The organism is Corynebacterium sp. KPL4035 (assembly GCF_037908325.1).
Taxonomy (GTDB): domain Bacteria; phylum Actinomycetota; class Actinomycetes; order Mycobacteriales; family Mycobacteriaceae; genus Corynebacterium; species Corynebacterium kefirresidentii.
The window spans coordinates 156,676-173,308 of record NZ_JBBMGF010000001.1; the positions used below are offsets into that span (position 1 = coordinate 156,676).

The window sequence follows — 16,633 nt, forward strand, 5'->3', positions numbered from 1 at the left end:
GCATTTTTTATCCCCTCTCTGGTCTCTGCAGCGCCGCTTAAGCGCGTGCGCTGCAGGGGCCTTTTGCTCTGGCACCAACGTGGGGCGGATGGTGCGGGTGTGACTAACAAAACCGCAGGTGAACAACCCTAAAGTGCAACTTGAGGGTCTCGACACGCGCAAAATGTGCGTGAAAATTACACGGCTGTCGTTAAAGATGGAAAGGAACGCGATTCGCCTTCGGCGGACCGCATTACATTCCTCGTTTAATGCACGTGCAGACTTAAAGTAGCGAAAGGTGAGACCAACTCACATGATCTCTTCCAATAACAATCTCGCGGATATCAAGGTCGTCGGCGTCGGCGGTGGCGGCGTCAACGCCGTCAACCGCATGATCGAAGAAGGCCTCAAGGGCGTTCAGTTCGTCGCCATCAACACTGACTCTCAGGCCCTCATCTTCTCTGATGCCGATACCAAGCTGGATATCGGCCGCGAGGCCACCCGTGGCCTCGGTGCCGGCGCTAATCCTGAGGTGGGCAAGACCTCCGCAGAAGATCATAAGTCCGAAATCGAAGACGCCCTGCAAGGCTCCGATATGGTCTTCGTGACTGCTGGCGAAGGCGGCGGTACCGGCACCGGTGCCGCTCCGGTTGTGGCATCCATCGCGAAGAAGATGGGCGCGTTGACCGTGGGCGTTGTCACCCGTCCGTTCAAGTTCGAGGGTGCCCGCCGTACCCGCCAGGCTATGGCCGGCATCGAAGAGCTGCGTGAGGTATGCGATACGCTTATCGTTATTCCGAATGACCGCCTGATGCAGCTCGGTGGGGAAGAGCTTTCCATTGTTGAGGCTTTCCGCGCCGCCGATGAGGTGCTGCACAATGGTGTGCAGGGTATTACCAATCTGATCACCATCCCAGGCATGATCAACGTCGACTTTGCCGACGTCCGCTCCGTCATGTCCGACGCCGGCTCTGCCCTGATGGGCATCGGCTCTGCCCGCGGCGATAATCGCGCCATGACCGCTGCCGAGCAGGCCATTAATTCCCCGCTATTGGAATCGACGATGGAAGGCGCCAAGGGCGTGCTGTTGTCCATCGCCGGCGGCTCCGACCTTGGCCTGCACGAGGTTAATGCCGCGGCTTCCATGGTGGAGGAGCGCGCTGACGAAGACGTCAACCTTATCTTCGGTACCATCATCGATGACACCTTGGGTGATGAAATCCGCATCACCATCATTGCCACCGGCTTTGATGCCGAGGCCAATATGACCCAGGCCGCTGCACAACCGCAGAAGCAGCAGGAACAGCGCAAGCCAGGGTCCCTTTTTGACAATCGCCAGCGCGCGGCCGCAGAGCCCGTCACCCCGGCTCCGGCACAGCCTGGTGCGGCCGAGCCGGTACAAGATGACTACTCCCCGCGCCACTCCTACGAGCCGCGTGCCGGCCAGGAGCGGGAGCGCTACACCCCAGAGCGCCCTGCCGAGGAGCGCCGCCCAGAATCTACCGGTCTGTTCACCAATTCTGACCGTTTCTCCCGCGAGGAGCGTCGTGATGACTACCGTTTGTCTCGCCCATCCCAGCGCCGCGATGATGATGGCGACGACGATCTGGACGTGCCTTCCTTCATGCGCTAAGCGCAAAGCGCTACGCTGGTGTGCATGCCAGTAAACGAGGAACATCGCACCAAACGCCCCGTCCGCATGGTCTTTACCAGCCGTGCCGGCGGGGCGTCTGCTATTCCATATGACTCTTTTAATTTAGGGCACCATGTTGGCGATGACCCCGCCGCGGTTGCTGCGAATCGAGATCGCCTAAAACGCGTGACCGGCGTGGACGATATCGTGTGGATGGAACAACTACACACCAATACAGTCACCGTTATCGATGGTCCACAGGATGAACCTGTGCCAGCCACCGACGCGATTGTCACCACGCAGCGCCGCCTTGGCTTGGGCGTCCTTGTTGCAGATTGCACGCCGGTTCTGCTTGTCGACGTCGCCGCTGGTGTCATCGCCGCCGCCCACGCCGGCCGCTTGGGCGCCCGCAACGGCATCGTCGTCAATACCGTGCGCGAAATGGAGAAACTCGGCGCTCAGCCCGAGCGCATCCAGGTGGTTATGGGACCAGCTGCCTCCGGCAAAAACTACGAAGTCCCGAAGGAGATGGCTGAGGATGTAGAACGTCGGCTGCCCGGTTCGAAGACGCGGACGTCGACAGGAACCTGGGGAATTGACGTTCGCGCAGGTTTGATCCGCCAGCTCATGGAGCTTGGCATCACCGCGATTGAATCCGATCCGCGCTGCACAATTGAAGACGAAGACTTCTTTTCCTATCGCCGCGAAGGCACGACCGGCCGCCAGGCCGGGCTGATCTGGTTGGAGGCTAACTAATGGCAGACCGTAAAGCACAGCTTCGAGAAATTCTCGCCGCCACTCGAGCCGAAATTGAACGGCTATCGGCGCAAGCAGACCGCAAGCCCCCGCAGCTACTGCCGGTGACGAAGTTTCATCCAGCTGCGGATATCGCCCTTCTTGCTGAACTCGGGGTTAGTGACGTTGCCGAAAACCGGGAGCAAGAAGCTCGCGCCAAAGCGGCTGAACTGCCACAGCTGCGCTTTCATATGATCGGCCAGATCCAGACCAAAAAGGCCAATCACGTGGCTCGTTGGGCGGCCAGCGTTCATTCGCTTGATTCCCTCAAACTTGCTCAGGCTTTGGAACGGGGCGTCGCCTTGGCAAAGGAACGAGGGGAACGCGAGAGCAACCTGCCGGTCTTTGTCCAAGTGTCTGCCGATGGCGATGACGCTCGCGGAGGCGTTTCTCGCCACGCGCTCGACGAGCTCGTCGAAGCAGTAGAAGGAAGCGAACATCTCGACTTCGCTGGCCTCATGGTAGTCCCGCCCCTCGACGCCGATGCGGACGAGGTCTTTCGCGGTGTGCGAGATGAGGTCGACCGGCTATCTGCCGCGCTGAAGCGCCCGCTGAAATTGTCTGCTGGAATGAGCGCGGACATGGCCGAAGCAATTGCTGCGGGCAGCGATATCGTGCGTGTCGGAACCAGTATCATGGGGCCGCGGCCAGTAGGTTGAAAGCATTGCAAAAGCGCATTTCACAGCGTAAATCACATGAGTCACACTAGACACATTTTGCGCGTTTAGACTTGTACAAATTTAGGTCAGAGGGAGACCCAAAAATGTCATTCATTGATAAGACGAAGGATTTCTTCGGGCTGGGCCCGGTGGACATCGAAGAAGACGATGCCTACTACAGCGAGGAGCCGCGTTATTCCGAAAATGCCTCCTCCGCCTACGCCCCGCGTCGTGCTCCGCAGTCTTATGAGCCTGCTCCGGTGAAAGAAGAGTTTGTGCCGACCATCGTGGCTATTTCGCTGACGTCTTTCAAAGACGCTGCCAAGGTGGGCGAGCCTTTCCGCGACGGCGACGCAGTGGTCTTTGAGCTTACCGACGCCGACAAGGCCACCGCAAAGCGCTTCATCGACTTCGCTGCCGGTCTCTGCTTCGGCTTGGAAGGGCGCATGCTTAACCTCACCAAGGGATTGGATACCGAGCGCAAGGTCTTTTCTATCGTGCCGAAGTCTGCGGACATCGCTAGGCACGAGCTCGAGCGCGCCGCCGGCCTGCGCTAAAGCGGTAAGTTTCTCTTGACCCCCGCGGGGTGCCGATTGGGTACCTGCGGGGGTCTATTAGATAGGCTCGGTTATTGTGACACAACTCGGAATTATTCTTATCCTGCTCGTGCAGATTTATACGTGGGTTCTCATCGCCCGCATCATCATTGAGATGATTCAATCCTTCTCCCGGCAGTTTAACCCGCCACGTTGGTTTATGGTTGTGGCGGAGCCACTGTTTGTAATTACGGATCCGCCGGTAAAGGCGCTACGCCGTTTGATCCCGCCGCTCCAGATGGGCGGGGTGGCCCTCGACGTATCGGTGCTCGTGCTATTTATTTTGCTTTCGATACTTACACGAATCTTGCAAATCGTATTTTTCGGTTAGCACCCCCGTCGCCTCGCAACCTGTGGTAAACGTTGAGACTCGGCGGGGCGTCGATTATTGTGGTCGTTTGGTTACGATAAATCGCGATAACCCGTATTATGAACCACATGTACCTTTGTGGGGAAGGTTTAGTTAGACCTGAACCGCAGCTCCTAAGGCCCTGGAACCTCCGGGGTTGTATCAACCTGAAGGGGAAGAGAAGACATGCCACTGTCACCAGCTGATGTTCACAACGTCGCGTTCAGCAAGCCGCCCATTGGCAAGCGCGGCTACAACGAAGACGAGGTGGATCAGTTCCTCGACCTCGTAGAGGATGCGCTCGCCCAGCTGCAGGATGAGAACGAAGACCTACAGGCACAGGTCAGCGATCTCAACTCTCAGGCCAAGGCTGGCGCTGGCGCCGGTGCCGCTGGTACCGCAACGGCAGCGTCCGCTCGTACCGATGAGGCTGCACTGCGCAAGGAGATTGAGGCCAAGCTGCGCGCCGAGTACGAAACCAAGCTGGCGGACTCCAAGTCCGAGCTGTCCCGCGCTAAGGAAGAAACCAAGAAGGCGCGCGAACAGGTAAAGGCAGCCCAGGCGGAGGCTTCCAAGGCACAGGAGACCGGCTCTGCTGCCGCTTCCGCTTCTGCAGACCTGAAGGCCGCTCGCAATGAGGCAGCACAGGCAAAGAAGGAAGCCGAGGCAGCTCGTGCAGAGGCTGCACAGGCAAAGAAGGACCTTGAGGCTTCCAAGAAGGAAAATGATGAGCTGAAGAAGTCCGCTTCCGCAGCTGGTTCTTCCAAGGCCGGCGTTGCAGCTGCAGGCCTTGCAGGCGCTGGTGCAGCTCAGACTGCAGATGGTCTGGCTACCCCAGAAACCCACATGCAGGCCGCTCGCGTTCTGGGTCTGGCACAGGAGATGGCAGACCGCCTGACCTCCGAGGCCCGTGCGGAGTCCGAGTCCATGCTGTCGGAGGCACGCACCGCCGCCGAGAAGCAGCTGACCGACGCAGACTCTCGTTCCAAGGCGCAGCTTGCCGACGCCCAGAAGAAGTACGATGCCCAGCTGCAGGACGCGGATTCCCGCTCCAAGAAGCTGGTGTCTGACGCCGAGGCTAAGGCAAAGCAGACCGAGTCCGATGCGTCCTCCCGTGCTGAGGCACAAATCCGTCAGGCTGAGGAGAAGGCTGCTTCCTTGCAGGCCGATGCTGAGCGCAAGCACACCGAGGTTATGAACACGGTCAAGCAGCAGCAGACCGCACTGGAGGCTCGTATCTCCGAGCTGCGTACCTTCGAGCGCGAGTACCGCACTCGCCTGAAGACCTTGCTCGAGTCTCAGCTGGAAGAGCTGGCTACTCGCGGCACCGCCGCACCGAACGGCGAAGCTGGCAATAACTAAGCCACCGCGTTCTCTCTAGCGCCCCCGCCACCGCTGCGGGGGCGCTATTGTTGTTTTAGACCGTGGTGCTCTATCCCGACCTAACCGAAAGGAACCATTGTGCTTGTTGCCGCCTTAGTTCTCGCCCTCGTGGCATTCGTAGCCTTGGTCAATTTCGTCATCTCGGGAGCCGATTGGTCGCTGTATGTCGTATTCGCCGCCGCTGGCCTCGGTCTGGTGTGCTTTATTCTGGACTGGGCGCATAAGCACCGCAGCGATAAAGCCCGGGCAGCACAACACCCTGAGCAAGATTCGTTGCGCGAGGCTTTACGCGAGAACTAAAATGGCACGCCAAAAAGGCGCTCGAGGCGCCTTATTTCGCGGTCTTGTCCTAGCAGTCAGGGGGCTGCCACCGAATCTGTCCATTCGTGCGGCTAAGCCGTCCGCGTAGCGGCGGGGCGTTGGGATCGTCGTCGTTGGCTCCATTGTGGTAGGCGCAGGCTGTGGATAAGTTTGCGATATTGGTCAATCCACCCTGTAGCCAGGGGTCCAAATGGTGAATTTGGCATTCGTCGGCGGGCTTAGCGCACCGCGGCCACGGGCACACAGGATTTTCTGCACCCGCCATCAATCGCTGCTTAGCATTGGCGAAGCGCTCCGTGCGATACAGGTTCACCGCGCCTTCGTAGGGGCTGACCAGCGTGATGAGTCCATGTTCCTTTAACGTGCGGCGCAAGTATTGCGCACCCGAAAGCGTTGCCCCGTTTGTCATCTGCAGGGTGATTTCCTCACCGTCACCGTTGACGATGCGTACGTAATCTTCCAGCCGCACGATAACATTGGTTACTACGGTGCTCCGTTGTGCGCTATCGTCCCCGAAGAAGGTATCTTCCACCACATCTAGCGGCTTTTTATTCTGGTTTTCTACCGCTGCGTGCAAATCCGCAATAAACGAAGACGATCCATCGATCGCAAGCGTCCACGGAGCATCTTTGCGTCGGATGATGCGCACGCCTGGTTTCACGGTGCGCTTTTTCTTCGGGACTTTGGACTGAGCCAGCTTCTCCAGCGCCCCTGCTGTGGCCTTGGTAGTGCAGAGTTGTTCGCGGAGAACCCAGGCGTCGAAAAGCGTAGGCATTTTCCGCGCATACTTTTCAATGATGGATAAGGCAACAATGGAATGCCCATTGTGCTGGGCGCCTTCGATAGCGCGGCGACGTTTCCCCGTGAACTTGGTCGTGCCGCAGTATGCTTCCTTTAACAAGGCCAGCTCGCGGGCAGTCTTTTCGGCAGCGCCCCGTGCGCAGAGGTCGTCCTCAGACATGCCTGCGCACCCAAGGACGATGTCCATCCCAGGTGCCATGGCTGCGAGGTAAGTATCTAGCGCGTTCACGACTCACAATTTATTGCCCCGCGCAAGCCCCCACAAGGGAAAATTTTTAGCCTGTGGATAACTATTGTGCACGAAGATTCTGGGGCGCTATACTTTGTGCTACATGCAGTGATCCGGCCATCACCGGGGAGCAATTCAGAAGAACAGCCAGTGCGGCCTAGTAGAACTGAACGGGTGGGACCGTCAACTCCTTCACCGAAACGAAGCGGAGCCTTCGGGCTCAAGCAGGGTGGTACCGCGAGCCTGACAGGCGCGTCCCTGCACCGAGTGATGAGTGAAGGATTGTAATGGCGAAAAAGATTTACCCCAAGGTTGACATGACCGGAGGCTCAAGTCGCTTCCCGGATATGGAAGAGGAAGTTCAGAAGTACTGGAAGCAGGATGATACCTTCCAGGCTTCGCTAGAAAAGACAAAGGATTGCCCAGAATACATCTTCTATGATGGCCCTCCCTTTGCTAATGGCTTGCCGCACTATGGTCACCTGTTGACCGGTTATGTAAAAGATATCGTTCCGCGCTATCGCACCATGGCAGGCAACTACGTGCCTCGTGTCTTCGGCTGGGATACCCACGGTCTGCCCGCCGAGCTGGAAGCGGAAAAGCAGCTGGGTATTACTGATAAAGCGCAGATCGAGGACATGGGCTTGGAAAAGTTCAATGAATACTGCGCTAAGTCCGTGTTGGAATACACCGACGAGTGGGAAGAATACGTCAACCGCCAGGCCCGCTGGGTGGACTTTGATAACGGCTACAAGACCATGGACATCAACTACATGGAATCGGTCATGTGGGCGTTCAAGGAGCTTTATGACAAAGGCCTGATCTACAAGGGATTCCGTGTCCTGCCTTACTCTTGGGCAGAGCATACTTCTCTGTCCAACCAGGAGACCCGACTGGATGATTCCTATAAGATGCGCCAGGATCCGACCCTGACGGTTACCTTCCCTGTGGAGGGTGCTCGTGAGGGAAGCGCGGCAGAAAAGACGCTGGCGGAGCACCCCGCGCTTGCCGACGCCTCCTTCCTCGCCTGGACTACCACCCCCTGGACCTTGCCTTCTAATGAGGCTTTGGCGGTTCACCCAGAGGTTACCTACGCGCTCTTTAAGGCCACCGAGGGTGATTTCGCTGGCCGTACCTTCATCATGGCGGAAAACCTGCTGGCTACCTTGGAAAAGGAACTAGGTGAGGCCGAGGTACTGGAGACCTTTACCGGCGCGCAGCTCGAGGGCTTTACCTATGAGCCGATCTTTGGTTTCTTCCCGGATTTGCGCAATGCTTACCAGGTATTGGTTGCTGATTACGTCACCACCGAGGACGGCACCGGCGTGGTTCACCAGGCTCCGGCGTTTGGTGAAGACGATATGAATACCACTAACCAGTACGATATCGAGCTGGTTATCCCAGTGGACGAGGACGGCAAGTTCACTTCGCAGGTACCGCCGTATGAGGGACAGCTGGTCTTTGATGCCAATAAGGACATCATCAAGGACTTGAAGGCCGCTGGGCGAGTGGTGCGCCACGTGACCATCGAGCACTCTTACCCGCATTCGTGGCGCTCGGGTGAGCCGCTAATCTACATGGCTCTGCCAGCCTGGTTTGTGAAGGTAACCGAGTTCCGCGATCGCATGGTGGAGCTCAACCACAATGAGATCGAGTGGCTGCCGGAGCACATTCGGGACGGTCAGTTTGGCAAGTGGCTCGAGGGGGCGCGCGACTGGAATATCTCGCGTACCCGCTACTGGGGTGCGCCAATCCCGGTTTGGATGTCCGATGATGACAATTACCCACGCATGGATGTCTACGGCTCCTTGGATGAGCTGGAGCGTGACTTCGGCGTCCGCCCGGAGTCCCTGCACCGCCCGCACATCGATGAGTTGGTGCGCCCGAACCCGGACGATCCAACCGGCAAGTCTATGATGCGCCGCGTGCCGGACGTATTGGACTGCTGGTTCGAGTCCGGCTCGATGCCGTTCGCGCAGAAGCACTACCCCTTCGAGAATAAAGAGTGGTTTGAAACCCACTCGCCGTCTGACTTCATCGTGGAGTACTCCGGTCAAACGCGTGGCTGGTTCTATGTGATGCACGCGCTGTCCACCGCGCTGTTTGATCGTCCGGCATACAAGAAGGTCGTAGCCCACGGCATCGTGCTGGGCAACGATGGCCTCAAGATGTCCAAGTCCAAGGGCAATTATCCAAACGTCAATGAAGTCTTTGACCGCGACGGTTCGGATGCCATGCGCTGGTTCCTTATGTCTTCGCCTATCCTGCGCGGAGGCAATCTCATCGTGACCGAGCAGGGCATCCGCGAGGGCGTGCGCCAGGCTATCTTGCCTATTTGGAACGCCTATACGTTCCTGCAGCTCTACGCGGAAAAGGAAGCTAAGGTCGACACCACCTCTACGCATGTTCTGGACCGCTATATCTTGGCTAAAATCCACGATGTCGTAGCTAAGGTGGACGCGGCGCTTGCCGATACCGATATCGCTACGGCAACCGAAGAGGTGCGCCTGTTCGCAGACGTTTTGACCAACTGGTACGTGCGTCGCTCGCGCGAGCGATTCTGGGAGGGAGAGGAAGCCCATCCTGAGGCATTCAATACCTTGTACACCGTGTTGGAAACCGTGACTCGCGTGGTCGCGCCACTTTTGCCGCACGTGGCGGAAGTTATCTACCGCGGGCTAACCGGCGAGCGTTCCGTCCACTTGGCGGACTTCCCGCAGGCCGCGGATTACCCAGCCGATGCAGATCTGGTGTCTGCGATGGATACGACCCGTGCGGTAGCCTCGGCGGCATCGTCGGTGCGCAAGTCCAATAAACTGCGCAACCGCTTGCCGCTGCCGAAGCTGACGGTGGCTCTTGAAGAGGCACAGCGTTTGGCGGGCTTTGCCGATATCATTCGCGACGAGGTCAACGTTAAGGAAGTTGAGCTTACCGATGACGTCGATTCGGTGGGCACCTTCCAGGTAGTCTGCAATGCCAAGGTCGCTGGTCCGCGCTTGGGTAAGGATGTGCAGCGCGCCATCAAGAACCTTAAGGCGGGCAACTATGAGCGCCGCAGCGATGAGGTAGTAGTTGACGGCGATATTGTGCTTGGTCCGGATGAGTACACGGAGCGCCTGCAGGCGGCGAACCCGAAGTCGACCGCGCGTATCGACGGGCTCGATGGCCTTGTGGTACTCGATACTGAGGTGACCGAAGAGCTCGAGGCCGAAGGCTGGGCTGCTGACGTTATCCGTGGCCTCCAGGACGCCCGCAAGGCTTCTGGATTCGAGGTTTCGGATCGCATCGCGGCCGTACTTGCCGTACCGGAGGCGAAGAAGGCATGGGCTGAGCGTCACGCCGACCATATAGCCGGTGAAGTACTCGCCACCGACTTCCAAGTGACCACCGAGGCGCTTGATGGCGAGGGCGTGCACGAGGTGGTTAAGGGGGTTAGCGCTACCGTCGTCAAGCAGTAGCGCGCTAGCTGCCACCTAAAAATAATTGCCCAGCCGGCGTGGCTGGGCAATTTTTATGAGTGATAGGACTTAGCGGACTGGACCGGGCAGGTGAGCGCGCCAGCCGAAGACCGCGTTAACTAGGCAGCACAGTGCAAGCACGGCGCCAATGAGGAATAGGGTGGTAAAGCCGAGCAGCGGGGCGAGCGCGCTGAAGGCCATGGGGATAAAGAAGCCGGTGTAGGACACCGAGTAGTACACGGCGGTGAGGCCAGCGAGTTCTTCAGGGCGGGCGATGCGCTGGACCTCGGATAGACCGGCGACAAGGGCTAGGCCATATCCTGCACCCATGACGGCTGCGCCGGCGATACCGAGCGGCAGCGAACGGGTACTAGAGGCAACCGCACCGAGGATGGTGCCTACGGTGATAACTCCCATTGCCACCGCGGAAGCACGGGCGGACCGGCTGGTGTCAATGACCTTGCCGAGCATTTGGACGCCAACGCCGCAGCCCAAGGTGATAACAGTCATGAGGCCGGAGAAAGCAATGGGTGCTTCACTGGCAGACTTGGACAAAAGTTGGGGCAAGAGCGCGTAGGCGGCACCAGCGCAGCCGAAGACCCACGGTGCTACCGGCAAGACGATGCGCACGAAGCGGCGGTGGGCTGCGGAGGGAATGTGCAGCATGCGCAGCATGTCGCGGATGCTCAGGTCGAGGAAGGTATCTTTTACCGTGGCGCCACGTGGTGGGCGAGTCTCCGGGGTATTCATCAACCAGATGGCGGTGGCTACGGTGAGGAGAATGTGCAGGATATAGGCCAGATGGGTTGGCCACGGGCCCCATTGGGCCAGCACCGATGCGAGGCCAGCGCCGATGAGAAAGCCTAGGGTTAGGCACATCGAAGCGTGGCGCGGGCCAGCAGCGGGGTCGCCGCCGGCGCGGGTGATAAGCTCCGCCACCCACGTGGAGCCGACCGCCATGACGATGCCTAGAGCCAAGCCACACATGATGCGGCCCACGGCGATGACGAGGGGCTCATTCGGCGCGATGGAGAGTAGGAATGAACCCAGCAGTGATAGGGGTGCGGCAGGCAGCATTGTGGGGCGGCGCCCGATGTAGTCCGAAAGCGGGCCAGAGATGAGCAGCGCCGGCACGATGCCGAGCACATAAGCGGCTAGGAGCCCGTTGACAGTGACCTGCGAGAAGTGTGATTGCTCGCGGTACATAACTAGGAGGGGGGTGAACTCATTGCCGCCCCACGCCACGGCAACCATGCTGCCGGCGACGGGAAACCATGAGTGCTGGGCAAACTTTTCGGTCATAGTTGATTCCTTGAGTTGGTTAGGTGGGTGTCCAATGTGGAGAGGTAGGCGTCGAGGTCGCCGGTGCGGAGGGCATCGGCAAGCGTGCGGTGCTGGTCCACGAAGGTGCGGGCACGGGCCACATTGCGGCCAATGGCTGTGGCGGTAAAGCGCTGCTGGCGTTCGCGCAGCTGGTGTCCCAGCCCGGCTAGCAGGCTATTTGCCCCGCCATCCATGATGATCTGGTGGAAACGTGCGTCCAGCTGGGCATAGGCGCGTAGGTCTGCGCCGTCTAGGGCGGTGTCTTGCTCCGCGATGGTCGCATCCAGCTGATCAGCAATGTCCGCGCGCTCGGCATCTGACATTGCACAGATTTTTTCGGCGCAGTGCCTGTCTACGAGTAAGCGCGCCTCATAGACCTCGCGGATTTCCTGCGGGCTAATCGGCACGATAAGTGCACCTCGCCTGGGGTAGAGCTGGAGGAAGCCTTCGACCTCTAGGCGCAAAAAGGCTTCATGCATCGGGGTGCGGCTAATCCCCATCTCGGTAGCGAGTGAGGCCTCGGAAAGCATCTGCGAGGGCTCGAAGGAGCCGTCAATGATCTTCTCTTTGACGAAGTCATAGGCACGCTCCGCAGCGGGTTGCATTCGTTCATTGGACATGCATCCATCTTGCATACAAGCTTGCATGCAAGCAAGCGTGAAGGTGTACTTTGTGGGGAACGAATCTAGTTAGGCAATCGTGTGACGTGGCACGTATCGGGGTCGAAGAGTAAGCCGTGGCCCATGCCGACCCAGCCGATGAAGGGGGCGTCGGCAAGCGTGTGCGGGGTGTGGACGTGCCCAAGGATCCAGGCATCGGCCTCGCAGGCCTGTAGCTCAGCCACGGAAAGCGGCAGGCAGGTGCCTTTAGAAAACTCACCGGTGACGGAAGAATGTAGGAGGCCGAGGACGGGGCCGTTGCTGCGGCGGGGAGGAAGCTGGAGGCGGCGCGGGTCCGGATCGGTGGCCACCGCTGCGGTTAGGACCGTGGTGTTTCCTATGCGAAAGGTATGCACCTGCGTGCCGTGGACTGTCACCTCGGGCGGGAAGTCCAGGTGGTGGTGGGTATCGTGGTTGCCGGAAATGAAGTGGACTTCGCTGAACAAAGTGACAGCATGGGCCATAACGGTGCGGGCCTGAGGCACAAACTCGGCCGAGTTAGCGTTGCGGTCAATGATATCGCCCAAGCACACGCACGCTGTGGCCCCTCTGTTGGCGGCAACCTCGAGTGCCTGCAGGGCCCAGTCCAAGCCGGGGGCGCCCGCGCGGCCTAGGTGCAGATCGGCAAAGACAAAAATGCTAGCGGGCATGTGCGGCCTTTCGGTTTTGCCACCACGTGATAGCTACCAAGACAATTGTGGACGTTCCGACACCGATGAGCGTCATAGCCATGGCCTCGGCACGGTGTCCTTGATCGAATTGGTTCATAATCCACGGAGCCAAGAGGTTGACCTGGCTGGGGCGAATGAGCGAGGACATGACCAGCTCGCGGATTCCTACGAAGAAGGCGAGGAGCCAGCCAGCGAAGATGCCAGGAGCAAGCAAGGGCAGGGTAATGCGCCCAAAAGTTTGCAGAGTTGAGGAACCCGAAATCGCGGCGGCCTCGTACATGGTGGGGGAGATGGACTCGGCTGAAGTCTTGATATTTTGAATAGTCATGGGCAAAAAGAGCACCGTAAAAGCCATGACCAGCATGCCCATCGTGCCGTAGGGCGACCAGGGCAGCCAAGGAGAGTTCCACAGCAAAATAAAGCCAATGGCCAGCACAATGCCCGGCACGGTATCGGGGGCGACGGCCAAGAAATCGCTCAGCTTTGCGCCTATGAAGCTTTGGCGGCGGGTGAACACCGTGACGAGGACACCTAGTGCTACGGCAGCGGTGGCGCCAAGGGCGCCCAGGCCGATGGAGCGAATCAGCGCTTCCTGTGCGGTGGGCATCTGCACAACGATGGAGAAGTAATCGAAGGTGAGGTTATTGAGCGTAGGTGGGGCCGAGCGCAGGATGGTCATCGCGGACAAAGTGATGGAAAGATAGGGAATGACCACCGAGGCCAAGAGGATGACTGCGGCAATGAGTGCGCCGAGGATAGAGCCGACTGGGCTGAGGCGGATGAGCACGGGGCGGCTTACACGTCCGCCGCCGGTGAGATCGTGGCGCGAAATCCACTGTTGGAATGCCCACGCAGCCACGCCAATGGCAAAGAGAACCGAAGAGGACGCGGCGGCGCTGGAAAAGTCGAGGGGGTCGATGGTGACGTCTTCATAAATAGAGGAGACGAGCACCTTGTATCCGATGGCATTGCCCAACGTAACTGGGGTGCCAAACTCGCCGGCGGCCTTGATGAAGATGATGAGTGCACCAAGGGAATATGGCCCAATAACATTTGGGGCGATGATGCGCACGGCCTGTTGCCAGCGGCTCGCGCCGGCTACCTGGGCCATCTCCAACGTTGACGCTGGAATGCAATTCAGGCAGGTGCGCAGGATGAGATATAAGAAAGGGAAAAGCTCCACGGCCATGATGAAGGCCATGCCCCACACCGAGTAAATGACATCGTGGGCGAGTTTGCCAGCGCCGTGGCCGAGAAGCATCTCTGCGACACCACCGCGGCGGGTGAAATCCATCCACGCCATTGCCGCCGCAAAGGGCGGAGTCATAAACGGGATCATGACGGCGATCTCGATCCAGTTGGCCGAGCTAAAGCGCGTCCACGCACGTAGAAAAGCGAGCGGGGCGGCCATGAGCGTGGCAAAAGCCACGACCAGCACGGACAACAAGATGGTATTGCCAAGGATGTGCAGCATGCCCGGTTGGACAATGTTGCCTAGGGCTGAGGGCTCATCGTGGTAGCCCACGGCCGCGTTGACCAACACGGAAGCCAGTGGTGCGGCGACGAGGGCGAGCAAGATAAGAAGGATCCCGTATATCCCAAGGCGACGTCGGGGAGTGGTGGTGGAGCTCATTGGTTATTTCAAATAGCGCTTGGCAAAGGTTTCCTTGATGTCCTTGGACTGAGAAACCAGGCCATCGAGGTCATCGTTGAGGGTATTAATCTCATCCAACTTCGGGCCATTCTTTGGAGCGATGTCCTTATTGGCCGGAATCATGTTCTTGGAGGCGGAAATTTCTTGTGCCTCTTCGGAGAACATGAAGTCCACGAAGGCCTCTGCGGCTTCCTTGTTATCGGAGGACTTGAGGATCATGACTGGGCGCGGGGTGACCGTGGTACCGGAAGTAGGGATGGCGACCTCGAGCGGCTCACCCTTTTTCTGCGCGGAGTATGCGGAGTAGTCAACGCCGCCGAGGACGATGCCACGGGAACCGGAGGTGACCTGGTCGAGCGCTGGGCCATTGGCACCTTGGACGATCATGCCGTTGTCAAAGAGCTTGTCAAAGAGGTCCCAGGTCTTCTCCTCGCCCCATTGGTCCACCATGGCCGCGATGAGGTCGGCTGCGGTACCGGATTCGCGCGGGTCCGGCATGATGATTTGGTCTTTGTACTTCTCATCGGTGAGGTCCTCCCAGTCTTTCGGGGCCTCGTCCACGACGTTGGTGTTGGTTACCAGTGCTAGAGCCGAACCATCGCGGCCGGTAAACGTGCCGCTTTCCGACGCCCACTTGGACTCAATCTTGTCCGCTCCCTCCGGCGTGTACTTTTCAAGAGCGCCGGACTTGTCCTGCTTGCTAGCTGCCGCCCACGAGGCGAGGTAGACGACGTCAGCCTGCGGGTTTGCCTCCTCTGCCTTGAGCTTGGCGGTGATCTTTCCGGTGGTGTCGGCAAAAACATTGACGTGGACGTTGGTCTTTTCTTCGAAGGCCTCCACGAGGGCGTCGGTGAGACCCTGTGGGTTAGCGGAGTAGTAATCCACCTCGCCGGATAGACCTTCAGGCGCTTTCCACTTCTCAGCAGAAGAGGTGGACTCGTCGGTGGCGGTTTCGGTGCTGTCCTCAACGGACCCGCAACCGGTCAAGGCGAGCGCTCCAGCAGCGGTGGTAGCGATAGCGGCAGTAAACTTTTTGGTGAACATGTGTGGCTCCTATGCAGAAAGAGAAGATGGATAGTTGAGGTGGACGGTCTCGCCGCGAGCGATGCGGCGCGGTGAATATGCCACCCACGGCTCCTCGGCCCCGGGAACATTGCAGCGCAACTCGTAGCGCCCACCGATGTAGTGAGCGCCAAGAACCTGCGCCTCGACCCGGCGCGGGGAGGCGCCGGTGTCCTCCTCCGCAGTGGTGACGGTGAGATTTTCTGGACGTACGCTGGGTAGCTGTGGGTGGCGGTTCATGGTGCCTACGAAGCCAGCGATGAAATCGGTGGCCGGCTGTTCGTAAAGGGTGACTGGATCCGCGAATTGTTCGATATGGCCCTGAGTCATAACTACGACGCGATCCGACATGGCAAGTGCCTCGGCTTGGTCGTGCGTGACGTAGATGACCGTCAGCCCCAGCTCCTGTGCCAGCTGGGTGAGCTCTGCGCGGATTTGCACGCGCAGCGCGGCGTCGAGGGCGGACAGCGGCTCATCCATAAGCAGGACATCTGGATTAGAAACCAACGCGCGGGCGATGGCAACGCGCTGCTGTTGGCCACCGGAAAGTTGGTTTGGCCGCGCCTTCGCTTTGGAAGCGATACCCACCATGTCCATGCAGGCTCGGACCTTCTCGGCCCGTTGGCCTGCCGCCACCTTATTGCCTGGGGTGGTCAGCGGAAACTCGATGTTCTTTTCCACCGTCATGTGTGGCCACAGTGCGAGGTCCTGGAAGACCATCGAAAGCCGGCGCTTATTGACGGCTACGTTGGTTCGTGGGCCAAATACCTCCATCTCTCCGAAGGAGATGGTTCCCGCGTCAGGCGTTTCTAATCCGGCTATGCAACGCAGCAGGGTGGACTTGCCGCAGCCGGAAGGTCCGAGAATAGAGACGAATTCACCGCGGTTGATGCTCAGATCGGTCTCGTGGAGGCCCGTATTATCGGCGAATTCGCGCTTAACGCCGCGCAAGATGACGTGGGGTGAGTCCATAATCAGCGAAATACTTTCTTCAAGAAATAACCTCGAAAAAGATAAGGCCGTAATATTGCATGTGGGTGACGTGAAGATGGAAGGGGATT

15 protein-coding genes are annotated in these 16,633 nt (G+C 59.0%); 8 read left to right on the forward strand and 7 right to left on the reverse strand.

Annotated elements, in window-relative coordinates; translation table 11 throughout:
- Positions 1 to 292: 292 nt before the first annotated feature.
- From ftsZ to WMP96_RS00755, 7 genes are all read left to right on the forward strand, one after another.
- Positions 293 to 1,612 (forward strand): cell division protein FtsZ, encoded by a 1,320-nt coding sequence (gene ftsZ / locus WMP96_RS00725; protein WP_023021205.1) that lies wholly within the window; start codon positions 293 to 295, stop codon positions 1,610 to 1,612.
- Between the two features lie 24 nt (positions 1,613 to 1,636).
- A complete protein-coding gene (gene pgeF / locus WMP96_RS00730; RefSeq protein WP_301715607.1) occupies positions 1,637 to 2,368 on the forward strand; it encodes a peptidoglycan editing factor PgeF in 732 nt (243 codons plus the stop codon).
- Positions 2,368 to 3,066, forward strand: coding sequence for a YggS family pyridoxal phosphate-dependent enzyme (locus tag WMP96_RS00735; RefSeq protein WP_340431851.1), 699 nt, complete (start codon positions 2,368 to 2,370; stop codon positions 3,064 to 3,066). The genes pgeF and WMP96_RS00735 overlap by 1 nt, the downstream gene beginning before the upstream one ends.
- Positions 3,067 to 3,170: 104 nt before the next feature.
- Complete coding sequence (locus tag WMP96_RS00740; RefSeq protein ID WP_340431853.1) at positions 3,171 to 3,623, forward strand: cell division protein SepF; 453 nt, start codon at positions 3,171 to 3,173, stop codon at positions 3,621 to 3,623.
- Positions 3,624 to 3,699: 76 nt separating this feature from the next.
- Positions 3,700 to 3,993, forward strand: a complete 294-nt coding sequence (locus WMP96_RS00745; protein ID WP_239204361.1) for a YggT family protein — start codon at positions 3,700 to 3,702, stop codon at positions 3,991 to 3,993.
- A gap of 204 nt (positions 3,994 to 4,197) precedes the next feature.
- Positions 4,198 to 5,373: a DivIVA domain-containing protein gene (locus WMP96_RS00750; RefSeq protein WP_239204359.1), complete on the forward strand. Its 1,176-nt coding sequence runs from the start codon at positions 4,198 to 4,200 to the stop codon at positions 5,371 to 5,373.
- 99 nt (positions 5,374 to 5,472) lie between these two features.
- Entirely contained in the window at positions 5,473 to 5,694 is a 222-nt protein-coding gene (locus WMP96_RS00755; protein WP_239204357.1) for a zinc-binding dehydrogenase, read from the forward strand.
- Between the two features lie 49 nt (positions 5,695 to 5,743).
- Here the strand turns inward: WMP96_RS00755 and WMP96_RS00760 are convergent, their stop codons facing one another.
- A complete protein-coding gene (locus WMP96_RS00760) occupies positions 5,744 to 6,745 on the reverse strand; it encodes an HNH endonuclease signature motif containing protein (protein ID WP_023021212.1) in 1,002 nt (333 codons plus the stop codon).
- Between the two features lie 287 nt (positions 6,746 to 7,032).
- Here WMP96_RS00760 and ileS point away from each other — a divergent pair, with 287 nt between their 5' ends.
- Positions 7,033 to 10,203, forward strand: coding sequence for an isoleucine--tRNA ligase (gene ileS / locus WMP96_RS00765; RefSeq protein WP_340431859.1), 3,171 nt, complete (start codon positions 7,033 to 7,035; stop codon positions 10,201 to 10,203).
- Positions 10,204 to 10,272: 69 nt separating this feature from the next.
- On the opposite strand, the gene WMP96_RS00770 is transcribed toward ileS, so the two are convergent.
- The 6 genes from WMP96_RS00770 to WMP96_RS00795 form a co-directional block, all read right to left on the reverse strand.
- On the reverse strand, positions 10,273 to 11,505 hold the full coding sequence (locus tag WMP96_RS00770) for an MFS transporter (protein ID WP_301715610.1): 1,233 nt from the start codon (positions 11,503 to 11,505) through the stop codon (positions 10,273 to 10,275).
- Entirely contained in the window at positions 11,502 to 12,146 is a 645-nt protein-coding gene (locus WMP96_RS00775; RefSeq protein ID WP_023021215.1) for a GntR family transcriptional regulator, read from the reverse strand. Before WMP96_RS00775 ends, WMP96_RS00770 begins: the two co-directional genes overlap by 4 nt.
- Before the next feature lie 65 nt (positions 12,147 to 12,211).
- The gene (locus WMP96_RS00780; RefSeq protein WP_301715611.1) at positions 12,212 to 12,835 is read right to left on the reverse strand and encodes a metallophosphoesterase; all 624 of its coding nucleotides are present in this window, start codon (positions 12,833 to 12,835) and stop codon (positions 12,212 to 12,214) included.
- A complete protein-coding gene (locus tag WMP96_RS00785) occupies positions 12,825 to 14,489 on the reverse strand; it encodes an ABC transporter permease (RefSeq protein WP_301715612.1) in 1,665 nt (554 codons plus the stop codon). The genes WMP96_RS00780 and WMP96_RS00785 overlap by 11 nt, the downstream gene beginning before the upstream one ends.
- Before the next feature lie 3 nt (positions 14,490 to 14,492).
- Positions 14,493 to 15,554, reverse strand: coding sequence for an ABC transporter substrate-binding protein (locus tag WMP96_RS00790; protein WP_301715613.1), 1,062 nt, complete (start codon positions 15,552 to 15,554; stop codon positions 14,493 to 14,495).
- A 9-nt stretch (positions 15,555 to 15,563) separates the two neighbouring features.
- Positions 15,564 to 16,544, reverse strand: coding sequence for an ABC transporter ATP-binding protein (locus WMP96_RS00795; protein ID WP_200288878.1), 981 nt, complete (start codon positions 16,542 to 16,544; stop codon positions 15,564 to 15,566).
- Positions 16,545 to 16,633: the final 89 nt, after the last annotated feature.

Excerpts from the sequence above, each read along its gene's own strand:
- ileS (WP_340431859.1), top strand. The coding sequence starts at position 7,033 with ATGGCGAAAAAGATTTACCCCAAGGTTGACATGACCGGAGGCTCAAGT.
- WMP96_RS00740 (WP_340431853.1), top strand. The coding sequence starts at position 3,171 with ATGTCATTCATTGATAAGACGAAGGATTTCTTCGGGCTGGGCCCGGTG.
- WMP96_RS00795 (WP_200288878.1), bottom strand. The coding sequence starts at position 16,544 with ATGGACTCACCCCACGTCATCTTGCGCGGCGTTAAGCGCGAATTCGCC.
- WMP96_RS00735 (WP_340431851.1), top strand. The coding sequence starts at position 2,368 with ATGGCAGACCGTAAAGCACAGCTTCGAGAAATTCTCGCCGCCACTCGA.
- ftsZ (WP_023021205.1), top strand. The coding sequence starts at position 293 with ATGATCTCTTCCAATAACAATCTCGCGGATATCAAGGTCGTCGGCGTC.
- WMP96_RS00790 (WP_301715613.1), bottom strand. The coding sequence starts at position 15,554 with ATGTTCACCAAAAAGTTTACTGCCGCTATCGCTACCACCGCTGCTGGA.
- WMP96_RS00775 (WP_023021215.1), bottom strand. The coding sequence starts at position 12,146 with ATGTCCAATGAACGAATGCAACCCGCTGCGGAGCGTGCCTATGACTTC.
- WMP96_RS00770 (WP_301715610.1), bottom strand. The coding sequence starts at position 11,505 with ATGACCGAAAAGTTTGCCCAGCACTCATGGTTTCCCGTCGCCGGCAGC.
- WMP96_RS00785 (WP_301715612.1), bottom strand. The coding sequence starts at position 14,489 with ATGAGCTCCACCACCACTCCCCGACGTCGCCTTGGGATATACGGGATC.
- pgeF (WP_301715607.1), top strand. The coding sequence starts at position 1,637 with ATGCCAGTAAACGAGGAACATCGCACCAAACGCCCCGTCCGCATGGTC.
- WMP96_RS00780 (WP_301715611.1), bottom strand. The coding sequence starts at position 12,835 with ATGCCCGCTAGCATTTTTGTCTTTGCCGATCTGCACCTAGGCCGCGCG.
- WMP96_RS00750 (WP_239204359.1), top strand. The coding sequence starts at position 4,198 with ATGCCACTGTCACCAGCTGATGTTCACAACGTCGCGTTCAGCAAGCCG.